We start from the raw sequence: 7,690 nt of genomic DNA, 5'->3' as shown, positions 1-7,690 counted from the left end.
ATATCAGATTGGGGTCGTCGAACCTGGCCGCGACGACTGGTCGGGTGTGAGATAGTTGCACCTGCGAGATGCCCTTCTTTGTGGCTGAATCTGACCCTTGAGAAGTCTTATTCTTCCACTACGACAGGGCATTTCGCTTTTATGACACTCTCACGCGCTCATACCAATCGGTGCTTCCAGGTTTAGTTCAGGGGGCTAGTTCAGGGGTCGATGGAGCGTAGTCGTTGTGGCGTCAGCCGGTGTCGAGGTGTGATTGTCGGTTGGCTCCGCCACCGGGGTAGTCCCGCGGATCGGCTGCAGGATCATCCGGTCGAGTGTTCGGTCGCGGAGCACGAGGGTGTGGAACATGACTGCGCACAGGTGGGCGGTGAAGGTCAGGAACAGCAGGTACGCGAGGATCGTGTGGGACTGTCGCAGGAGTGCGTACACGCTGGTGTCGTGCGGGGCGATCGCTGGTAGGTGCAGCGATCTGTAGAGCACGATCGGGGAGCCTGCGGCCGAAAGCATGGCCCATCCGATCACCGGCTGCACGAGCAGCAGCGCGTAGAGCAGGTATTCCGAGCCTTTCGCCACCCGGCGTTCGAGCGGTCGCATGGTGGACGGAAATCGTGGTGGGCGGTGCAGCAGGCGGTTCCCGATACGGATCACCACGAAAATGAGGATGACGATTCCCAGCGGCCGGTGGATGGCCCGCAGCAGGTCGTAACCGGTCAACGAAGCCACCATGGCGACGCCGATGACGAGTTGGGCTATGACCAGGGGCGCCATGGTCCAGTGCAGCAGCCGGGAGGGAAGGGCGAACCGGGTGGGACGGTCGATCGTCTTCTCGCTCATGAAAGCCCCTTCTCGACGGTGACTGCACTGGGCTGGGTGGGTTCGCTGGTTCGGCGAGTGAAGGATCGGGCATAGACCGCTGACCGTGCGCTGAGCAGCGGATCGTCCGAAGGGGTGATGCCCGCCGGCAGAATGAGCGGGTCGAAGTTGATATCCCGGGCGTTGCCCGGCTCTTCGGTTTGCACCGAGTCGATCGTGACCGTGCCGACGTCGAGGGTGCGCCGATTCTCGGGCCAGGGCAGGGTTGCGTCGTGGGTCGGGTCGCCGGGTTCGCCGATGGTGAGGACCAGTCGCCACCGCAGGGGAGTGCCGGCGAGAGTGCGGGTCAGTGCGTCGAAGAGGTAGTTCCGGTCCGGTGGCTGCCCCGGATGTGGGGGCTGGACCGGTTGTTCGGGCACGAGCGTCCAGCGCACCGCAACGGTGACCCCGGCGGCGTTGGTGCAGCCGAACGCGTTGAGCCCATGGAAGGTGCTGTCGCCGAAGCCGGAGGTGGGGGGATGCCGTCGGACGATCTGCATCGCTGCAGTGGTCTCGGGATGCCGGGCCAGGAATGCGGCCATCTTCTCCGGATCGGGTTTCCCGGTGCCCGCAACCGGTGTGGAGGCGAGCAGTCGTTGGTAGAAGCCTTCCGGGGTGTTGTCGAGGAAGACCGGGATGTTGATCATCGCGGTGCGCCACTGTTCCCCGTTCGGCAACGTAAAAGCCAATCCCAGCCCGCGGACGGTGGCGTTTGCGTCGGCGGCGTCGGGCAGGCCACCCGAGAGTGAGAACCGGCCGGTGACTGGAATCCGGCCGGGCTGGAAGACGGCGGCGGTGGACACCGCGGTCCCAGCCCCGTTGCTGATGAAATGCCCGGTGGCACTGAGTCCTTTGGCGTGGTTGCGCCGGAATCCGTCGTGCCTGCCGTACACCTGCTCGAACCGGTCGGTCAGTCGCGACGGGGTCAACACATCGGGGGTCAACCAGCCTCCCGCGTAGAGGAACCCGCCGACGTCCGCCGCGGCGATCCCCCCGACCGCGGCCAGCCCGAGCAGGACGCCGCGTCGGCTGACCGCCGACCTCGTCGGGGGTGTCGCCGGTTCGGTGTCCTCGTTCATCGGTCGGTGCTCCTCGCCGGCCCGGCGATGTGGTTGGGCACCGCGCTCACGTCCGGTCGGCTGTTGTTGAGATGCGTACTCACATCGGTCCTTCACTCGAGTGTCCGATCCCGTGGGCGGTGTGGTGCCTATTGCCCGGACGTGGAGGGCGGAACCGGTGCCGGGGACGCCGGCATGACGTGCCATTGCCCCTTGACGCCGTCGCCGTTGGTTTGGCCGGGCGCGGTGTCCTTGGCGAACCGGTACAGGGGATGGCCGTCGTAGACCGCCTGCTGGGCTCCGTCGTCCGGGCGGGTGAGGGTGCCGAGCGCACCCGTTAGTTCCGCCCGTCCGCCGGTATGGGGCGCGCCGAGGGTGGGCGGCCACACGGTGGTGCACTGACCGACACACGCGGAGGTGTCCGGGGTGTCCTCGGTGAACCAGTACAGCGTGTATCCGGCGGGGTCGGTCACGACGGTGCCGAGCGCGGTCTCCTGCGTGCCGAGCTGCACGGCGCCGCCACCGGCTGGGGTGGTCGAGGCCTGTGCGGTCGACGCCTGCGGTGCGGCGCCGGCCTGCGGTGCGTGCTGCGTGTCGCCGTTGTCGTTGCCGCATGCGGACAGCACCACCAGTGCGGCGCCGATCCCGATGCCTTGTGCCAGTAGCGTTCGTTTCTTCATGCGCTGCCTCGTTCCGTTCGTGATTGCCGTTGTGCGAGCCACATCTGCACGGGGATACGGATCGGGAGGCGTCAGGCATTCAGATGACTGGCTGTGATTCAGATCACGGCTATCTTGCGGGATTGCGGTGAAGGATTCGCCGGGCAGATCCGTATACCCGGGTAAGGACCGGTCGGCGATCGACGCGATGGGACAGTAGCTATTCGGAGGTGACGGCGTGCGACTGATCCTGCAACGCAGGCAGGCCGGGGGACTCGGCGACGAAGCGGTGCTGCGTGCGGCCTACGAGGACCACGCCGGCGAGCTGTTCCGGTTCGCGCATCGATCTCTGGGTGATGCGGGCGGCGCCGAGGAAGCCGTGCAGGAGACGTTCCTGCGGGCGTGGCGGGCAGCGCAGAGCTACCAATCAGATACGGCGTCGCTGCGGACCTGGCTGTTCTCGATCTGCCGCAACATCATCATCGACATCAGCCGCGCCCGGGCGAGTCGACCGGTGCTGGCGGGCACCGAGCCGGCCGATACCCCCGGTACCTCCCAGCCCCTTGAAGAATTGGTGGTCGAGCTGCAGGTGGAGGAGGCGCTACGTCGGTTGTCCGAACAGCATCGGCACGTGCTGATCGAGGTGCACCTCCGCGACCGGCCTGCCGCCGAGGTTGCTGCGCAGCTCGGGATCCCCGAGGGCACCGTCCGCAGCCGTGTCTACTACGGCCTCAAGGCCCTTAAGCTCGTCCTCGAAGAAATGGGGTGGCACGGTGACTGCTGATCAGTGCCGGCACATGCGCAGCCTCCTCGGCATGCACGCCCTGGATCGGCTCGACCCCGCTTCGGCGGTCGCCCTGCAGGCGCACCTCGACGGCTGCCGGCAGTGCCGCACCGAACTGCGCGAATTGCGCGGGGTCGCCGGGGCCCTGCGCTTGGCCGACCCGGATCGGGTCACCGACAAGCCGGCCGGGCCGCCCTCCTCGCTGCGTACCGCCGTCTTCACCGCCGTCGACCACGAACGACGGCGGCGGCGCGTCGGCAGAACAGCCCGGCTCGTCGCCTCGGCCGCGGCGGTGTTGATCGTCGCACTGAGGGCAGTTCTCGTCGTCACCTCCCAGCAGTCGACGTCGACGAACGCTCGGCCGGTCGCGTTCACCACCCAACCTGCCGGTGTCCACGCCTCGGCCAATGTGGAGAACCGTAACTGGGGCACCAGCGTCGCCCTCGATGTCACCGGTCTACCGCAGGGCCAGCGCTACGCGGTGTGGCTCGAACGACCGGACGGGAGTCGAATGGCCGCCGGCAGTTTCATCGCCGGCGGCGAGAAGAAGATGTCCATGCAGCTCGCCGTCGGACTACCGATGTCCGACGCCGCCGCACTGGGCATCAGCACCCCCACCGACCCGAGCCCCATCCTGCGGGCACCACTTCATCCTTGACGCTCACCAGCATCATCCACCGCACCAAATGAAGACGGTGGCGGGAGATGTGCGAGTGCGTCGTCGAGGTGGGGGCTCCAAGGTGTTCACGGGGATTCGTTGCGAGCGGCGGGCGGTGTCTGGGGCCCCGGTGCGGCGTTGTGGGCCGGTTCCGGTGAGTCTTTTGCGCGGTGGTTAGGGGTCCGTAGAAGTGTGGCCGCTCGCCCAGCCGTTGTTTGTGGCACTCGATCTTGCCCAGGACCCCGGACGCGAGATCCTCGGGGAATGGACACCTTCGTCACGGTTGCATCGTGTCTGGTACCCGGCGGACAGCCCTGCCGTCAATCTGCTGGGCCATCGATGTCCGCTGGGTAAGTCGTCGAGCATCGACCGCCGGCACCTCGCCGGGCAGGGATGGCGGGTGCTCGATGCGGACGCGATCAAGGACTACCTGCTGCGCGATGCGATCGAGCAGGGCATCTACACCAACCTGCTGAGCATGTATCTCGCCGCTCAGCGAGATGGTCCGGTCCGAGATGAACGCCGGTACCGCCGCACGGTGGGCGCCGGCAGTGAGGCGACGCTCGCGCCGAGAGCCGTAGTCGCCGGCTGTGCTGACCCGGGATGCTGCTCGTAGGCGACAGGAGGCCACGCGGACTCCCCGTAGCCGATGCCATCCAGGGAACTGTTTAGTTCTTTATCCAATGGTATGAAGCGCCGTCACCGGTTCATCTCGTGGCGGATCGCATCCTGGACTCTCCCGTGAGCCACCGCGACACCGCCCGCGATATCGGCCAGTGCTCTCCGATGCTGCAGGCGCAACGGGTCGTTCACTGCGCCATCGTGCAGGTGTTGCCGATGGGGAAAGACCGGGCGTGACTCGGCCTTCACAAGGTGCTGATTGAACGTTTCCGTGAGCTGCGACAGCTCGTTGAGTCGTCGGTAGACGTCATCGCTGGCCACGACCTGCGCCTGGCTGAGCAGGGAATCGAAGTCGTCACCGCCTATCATTTCCGCGTCATTCGGGTGCGATGTAGCCGATGCCGTTGCGGTTGTCGCGAGGCGCGCTGTCGCTCTGAGTAGGTCGGCGTAGATCGCGAGCCGCAGCTTCACGAGCTGGTCTCGGCGCGCATTCTTGCTGCGCAAGCGCTCGGTGATCCACGGTGAGAGGGCCGTGCCGACTATCCCGGCCACGCCCATCCACATGATCGCATTCACGATCAGTCTCCCGTCTCTTCTTGTCTCCGTGTCGAAGACCCCGTAGTCGGAGGCTGTTCACGGCCGAATCTGGTTGTACGACGCCTGGCCGGCCCGAAACCGCCGCGCTCACACGCAACGCCGGCAGGCGTCGGGGCAGAACCAGAGGCGCCGAGCATCCATCTGCACAACGAGAACTCCCACCGGGTAGATCAGTCCTCGTTGTCGCCGAAGATCGCCTTGGCCTCGAGGTACTCCATCAGACCGAATTTGCCGAACTCCCGGCCGTTGCCTGACTGTTTGTAGCCGCCGAACGGCGCATCGAAGGCCAGCGGAGCACCATTGAGATGAACCATTCCCGTCCGGAGCTGTCGGGCGACCTTCCGCGCGCGCTCCGGGTCGCTCGACGAGACCATCCCGGACAGCCCATACGCGGTGTCGTTCGCGATGCGGATTGCGTCGGCCTCGTCCTCGTAGCCGATCAGCATCATGACGGGGCCGAAGATCTCCTCTCGCGCGATGGTCATATCGTTCGTCACGTCCGCAAAGACGGTGGGCCGCACGAAATAGCCGGTGGACAGGCCCGCTGGACGACCGACTCCACCAGCGACGAGCGTGCCGCCCTCATCGATGCCGGTCTGAATCAGACGCTGAACTTTGTCGAACTGTGCCTGTGACACCAGCGGACCCGCGGTCGTTTCCTCGGACTCGGGTTGTCCGACCACGATCGACGCGGCGGCGGTCTTCGCGATCGTGATCGCTTCGTCCATGCGGTTCGACGGAACCAGAATGCGCGAGCCCGCGTTGCAGGACTGGCCCGAATTGACCACCACACCTAATACGTCTCGGGTAATGACTTCTTCGAAGTCCGCGTCGTCCAACACGATGTTCGCCGACTTGCCGCCGAGCTCCTGCGCGACGCGTTTGACCGTTCTCGCAGCGTTCTGAGCGACCTCGACGCCGGCGCGTGTAGATCCGGTGAACGACACCATGTCGATGTCGGGGTGCATCGACAGTGCGGCTCCGACGGTAGGTCCGTCACCCTGAACGAGGTTGAATACTCCGGTAGGGACACCCGCTTCATGAAGTATCTCCGCGAAGATGATCGCATTGAGTGGCGCGATCTCGGACGGCTTCAACACCATCGTGCAGCCGGCGGCCAGCGCCGGTGCGACCTTCGCGGCGATCTGATTGACAGGCCAGTTCCAGGGTGTGATGAATGCACACACGCCGACCGGCTCATGCACGACCGTTGTCGTACCGATCTTCTCGTCGAATTCGAACGCGCGGAGCGCATCGACGGCCGCGGTGAGATGCACCAAGCCGGACGGTGCCTGAGCGGTCGTGGCCAGTGAAGTCGGTGCGCCCATTTCCTGGGTGATCGTCGACGCAAGGTCGCCCATTCGCCGCCCGTAAACCTCGATTATCCGATCCAGTAACGCAATCCGGTCAGCACGTGTCGTCGACCCAAAATCATCGAAGGCTCGGCGGGCGGCGGTGACGGCGCGGTCGACGTCTTTCTCGTCGCCCAGCGCGATGGTGGCGACGGTTTGCTCCGTCGCAGGGTTGACGACGTCGAGCGTGTCGGTGCCGATCGGGTCGACCCACTCGCCGTCGATGTAAAACTTCCGGGTGTTCTCCACGGTGCTCCTTTGGTCGGCTGCTGCAGAAGGTAGGGACGGTTGGGTATCGCGTTGGTGCCCCTTCGGGGTGAGCCGCGATGCGTCCAGGGGTCCTGGCGGGATTGCGTCGGAGTGTTTCCGGCGTCTGACCAACAATGACCCATCACAGCTCAGACGTCTGTCCGCCAGCCGGGCCATCTGGGGGATGAATGCGTTGTCCCCCAACCGGAGGACAACCGCGATTTCGGGTCGGGCAATTATGGAATGAGCCCGGACTCCGCGACTGCGTCCCGCCAGGAAGGAATGCGCTCTCCCGGCTTTCGACGGATTCGAGATATCAGGCTCTACAAAGTAATTCAGCCGGGCTTACCGGTGCCGGTCTGGGGCCACGCGCTCATCGGTTCCCCGCAGTCCCGGGCCCTTCGTGAACCGGACGCCAGGTCGGCGGCGACGACCGCACCACAGAAACGACCACCCCGGATCTACAGGCCGGTTCCGTCAAGGCCAGTGTCCCGTGCGGGCATCAAGTGGCTGCCCGTCGGGGAGCTCCACCTGTTGGCGGACTCATGGGGTTTACGGTGAGCGAGCCCCAGTCGGTCCGGGTGCAATATCGGCGCGAGTTTGAGGGTGCACAACTCGTCGAGGCGGCGTCGGACGCTCTCGTTCACCCCGGGGTGGCGGAGGAGACGCCGCAGTCGCTGGTAGAACTCCGTGGGGAAGACGCCGAACTCGGGCAGGATGTGTTCGTCTCCGCCTCCGAAAGGTGCCCACTTGACCGCGAAGTCGAGCACGGCGAGTTCGTGTTCGTCTTCGGTCACGTCGTCTCCGTTCTTCCAGTCCTGATATACGGGTGTCAGGCGTGGCCGCGCGACATCCCGCGC

9 protein-coding genes are annotated in these 7,690 nt (G+C 65.6%); 3 read left to right on the top strand and 6 right to left on the bottom strand.

Annotated features, from left to right (window positions below; translation table 11 throughout):
* Positions 1-195 precede the first annotated feature (195 nt).
* From ACFWAY_RS43390 to ACFWAY_RS43380, 3 genes are all read right to left on the bottom strand, one after another.
* The gene (locus ACFWAY_RS43390; protein ID WP_378514839.1) at positions 196-834 is read right to left on the bottom strand and encodes a cytochrome b; all 639 of its coding nucleotides are present in this window, start codon (positions 832-834) and stop codon (positions 196-198) included.
* Positions 831-1,931: a catalase family peroxidase gene (locus tag ACFWAY_RS43385; protein ID WP_378514838.1), complete on the bottom strand. Its 1,101-nt coding sequence runs from the start codon at positions 1,929-1,931 to the stop codon at positions 831-833. The genes ACFWAY_RS43390 and ACFWAY_RS43385 overlap by 4 nt, the downstream gene beginning before the upstream one ends.
* A 128-nt stretch (positions 1,932-2,059) precedes the next feature.
* A complete protein-coding gene (locus ACFWAY_RS43380) occupies positions 2,060-2,590 on the bottom strand; it encodes a hypothetical protein (protein WP_378514837.1) in 531 nt (176 codons plus the stop codon).
* 217 nt (positions 2,591-2,807) lie between these two features.
* Between ACFWAY_RS43380 and ACFWAY_RS43375 the strand changes: the two genes are divergently transcribed.
* The 3 genes from ACFWAY_RS43375 (at position 2,808) to ACFWAY_RS43365 (ending at position 4,627) form a co-directional block, all read left to right on the top strand.
* Positions 2,808-3,353: a sigma-70 family RNA polymerase sigma factor gene (locus tag ACFWAY_RS43375; protein ID WP_378457764.1), complete on the top strand. Its 546-nt coding sequence runs from the start codon at positions 2,808-2,810 to the stop codon at positions 3,351-3,353.
* Positions 3,343-4,011 carry an anti-sigma factor domain-containing protein gene (locus tag ACFWAY_RS43370; protein WP_378514836.1) on the top strand — a complete coding sequence of 223 codons (669 nt, stop codon included), beginning with the start codon at positions 3,343-3,345 and terminating at the stop codon, positions 4,009-4,011. The genes ACFWAY_RS43375 and ACFWAY_RS43370 overlap by 11 nt, the downstream gene beginning before the upstream one ends.
* Before the next feature lie 217 nt (positions 4,012-4,228).
* Entirely contained in the window at positions 4,229-4,627 is a 399-nt protein-coding gene (locus ACFWAY_RS43365; RefSeq protein ID WP_378457762.1) for a hypothetical protein, read from the top strand.
* 83 nt (positions 4,628-4,710) lie between these two features.
* Here the strand turns inward: ACFWAY_RS43365 and ACFWAY_RS43360 are convergent, their stop codons facing one another.
* The 3 genes from ACFWAY_RS43360 to ACFWAY_RS43350 form a co-directional block, all read right to left on the bottom strand.
* Positions 4,711-5,208: a hypothetical protein gene (locus ACFWAY_RS43360; protein ID WP_378514835.1), complete on the bottom strand. Its 498-nt coding sequence runs from the start codon at positions 5,206-5,208 to the stop codon at positions 4,711-4,713.
* A gap of 191 nt (positions 5,209-5,399) precedes the next feature.
* A complete protein-coding gene (locus ACFWAY_RS43355; protein ID WP_378514834.1) occupies positions 5,400-6,830 on the bottom strand; it encodes an aldehyde dehydrogenase family protein in 1,431 nt (476 codons plus the stop codon).
* A gap of 461 nt (positions 6,831-7,291) precedes the next feature.
* On the bottom strand, positions 7,292-7,690 hold a 399-nt coding region (locus ACFWAY_RS43350), incomplete at its 5' end, for a hypothetical protein (protein ID WP_378514833.1).

It is taken from the genome of Rhodococcus sp. NPDC059968 (assembly GCF_042738615.1).
GTDB lineage: Bacteria > Actinomycetota > Actinomycetes > Mycobacteriales > Mycobacteriaceae > Rhodococcus_F.
The sequence above is the reverse complement of the archived record's forward strand: the minus strand, read 5'-3'. Positions and strand labels throughout refer to the sequence as shown.

What these genes read in the sequence shown, in the direction of transcription:
- ACFWAY_RS43385 (WP_378514838.1), bottom strand. Translation starts at nt 1,931, where the DNA reads ATGAACGAGGACACCGAACCGGCGACACCCCCGACGAGGTCGGCGGTC.
- ACFWAY_RS43390 (WP_378514839.1), bottom strand. Translation starts at nt 834, where the DNA reads ATGAGCGAGAAGACGATCGACCGTCCCACCCGGTTCGCCCTTCCCTCC.
- ACFWAY_RS43380 (WP_378514837.1), bottom strand. Translation starts at nt 2,590, where the DNA reads ATGAAGAAACGAACGCTACTGGCACAAGGCATCGGGATCGGCGCCGCA.